Genomic DNA, 2,401 nt, shown 5'->3' on the forward strand with positions numbered 1-2,401 from the left:
TTTCGTATATACGCTGCGTGAAAAGAACGACTCCCGATGTCGATTAGATTATTGCTCCTGCATAATCGACACTTCCGCCATCCATGACGGTCGCCCGCCGCTGAGCTTGGCCAGAAACTGCATCCACGCGTTCTGGCATTCGGCAAATCCATTTGCTTTACTCTCCCGCTACGAAGGGCAGTTATATTGCTCCTGCAAAAACAGCATTTTGGTGGTCACCGCTTCTCCGTTTTCAAGTAATACCAATCCATCTTAACATCTAGTCATTGTCGCCCAGTCTCTAGGGCATAAAGACATTACTCTTTTTGTATCACTGATGAAGCAATTCCAAGCAACTGAACAAGCATCCACTATGTCTTCGTAACCTTGAAAGCTTCGATTGGGCAGATGATGCTGTCGTAACCAACTCCATACCTGTTCTATAGGATTTAGTTCTGGTAAATATGGTGGTAATTTTATAATGCTGTGATTGGTAAACTCATCTGCAATATCATTGGTATGCCAGCCCGCTCCATCTGTTACCACTACAGCATGCCTGCCGGATTTCGTTCTTTCTGCTATCTGAGATAGATGCTGACGCATGATGTCTTTACTCAAGTAAGGAACAATAATCGCTTCTGTCTCACCTGTTTGGGGGTTGACTGCACCGAAGAAGTCAGCATATTCAACTGTTGCTGACGTAAGGCTCTTGGTCGTGTGCCTCTTTTCGTCCATAAACGTGTAGTCGTGTACTACTGTCCAAAGCGAGCCTTATTTTGAAACCATTCCTTTTACAAATAGCTAGACTCGCTCAAGTGCAACACTACCAGGGATGCTAAGGATCGTTTCCAGTTGGAACTTTTTTAAAAGCTGCTTGGACTTCAATTGATTGTTTAGGATGTTTTGAGCGACTTGTTATCCAGCTAAAACCTAATTGTTCCAGCAACTTCTAAATCGCATTAGGATGGTAATCCACATTAAAGTTCTGCTGGATAAATTTGTGGAACGCGTCCTGCCGCCAGAGGAGCTTATGCATTGCTCTTCTATATAGCCATTAAGTTGCTGCTTTTGAGCCGCGGTCAAATAGCTATCGCGACCTTTATTCTTTTTGGCATCGAGTCCTTTTACGCCATTAGCAAGATATTTGGCGACCCAAGCATTAACGCAAGCACGGACAACTCTAAGTCTTAGGGCAACCTCTGTTCTGCTGTTTCCCTCCATAAAGAGTGCTACTGTGAGTCGTCGCATTCGTTTACGCAGTTTTTGGTCAGCTCTAGATAAAGCTAAGGTCTCTTCTGCGCTATAAGTTTTCAAATGAAAATACTGATTAAGAATGGTGCTTATATTAGATCACAACTCATTACTGATTGGTATAACCTCAAGTTCTAAGTACCCAAAGCAATCAATAGAGGCTCAAGGAGAGTTTAGAAAAATTCCAAATTAAAACGATCCTTAAGATCCCGAAATACCTCCCTTTAGATCGCATCGATATCTTGTTTCAGGATGAAGCAAGATGCTGGCAACAAAACACAACAGCTAAGATTTGTGCTAGAAAAGGTACCAGGACAAGGGTTGTACGCCAGCAGCATTTCGAATATACATACCTTTCTTGGCTCCGTATTTCCCAGCAGAGGTATAGGCCAAGTAATTGTGGTTCCATGGACAAGCAAAGAAGCAATAATCCTCCACTTAATACAGATCTCCGAAGTAACTGGCATCGATAGGCATGCTGTAATGATCATGGATGGTGCCGGTTGGCATGCAGACGGCATTGCAGATGAATTCACGAATGTCAGCATCATCAAATTACCGTCCTATTCACCAGAGCTTAATTAAATTGAACAAGGATGAGCGGAATGTGGCAACACAGCCTTGCTAATAGAGTTTTCAAAAATTATGACGACATTGTTGATAGCGTTTGTGAAGCTTTGAATACTTTTACTGAGAGTTCAGAGCGAGTGACAAAATTTCATTTTAGGGATTGGGTAATTATGCCACTACTGACCAGTTAATTTTCCAGTTTGGTATTAGTGATCTGATCCGTTTACGTGGCTGTTTTTCTGTTCTAGATAAAGCCAAAGTTTATTAAGCGCTGTGGTTTTTCAAAAAGGTAATGGCGGGAGTATCAACATTAGATCGCAACTCTTCAATGATTGGTAACAGGGATCTTTTGCTGTTGCATTTTATTACAGAGGGTGTTGGTTATGTGTGAGAGTAGTATTAGGTGACAGCTTATTGTCCATAAGCGTTAAGTTAGGCATTGTAAGGTTGTAAGTGATCCTTGGCTGATAACTTGGATTAGTGTACATATTCTATTGGCTGTATAGCTATTAAATTGGGTTACTGGTTACTGGTTACTGGTTACTGGTTACTGGTTACTGGTTACTGGTTACTGGTTACTGGTTACTGGTTACTGGTTACT

Annotated in this window: 2 protein-coding genes and 1 pseudogene; 2 read left to right on the plus strand and 1 reads right to left on the minus strand. The window is 41.9% G+C overall.

Annotated features, from left to right (window positions below; genetic code table 11):
* The coding region (locus ACVBIU_RS20415) for a hypothetical protein (protein ID WP_447164641.1) at positions 1-256 on the plus strand (256 nt) is incomplete at its 5' end.
* Here ACVBIU_RS20415 and ACVBIU_RS20420 read toward each other — a convergent pair.
* Positions 253-1,227 (minus strand): annotated as a pseudogene (locus tag ACVBIU_RS20420) (IS630 family transposase). The gene ACVBIU_RS20415 and the pseudogene ACVBIU_RS20420 sit on opposite strands and share 4 nt — an antisense overlap.
* Before the next feature lie 402 nt (positions 1,228-1,629).
* Here ACVBIU_RS20420 and ACVBIU_RS20425 point away from each other — a divergent pair.
* A complete protein-coding gene (locus tag ACVBIU_RS20425) occupies positions 1,630-1,815 on the plus strand; it encodes a transposase (protein WP_447164640.1) in 186 nt (61 codons plus the stop codon).
* The last annotated feature ends 586 nt before the right edge of the window (positions 1,816-2,401 follow it).

The organism is Shewanella sp. 30m-14, from assembly GCF_052977125.1.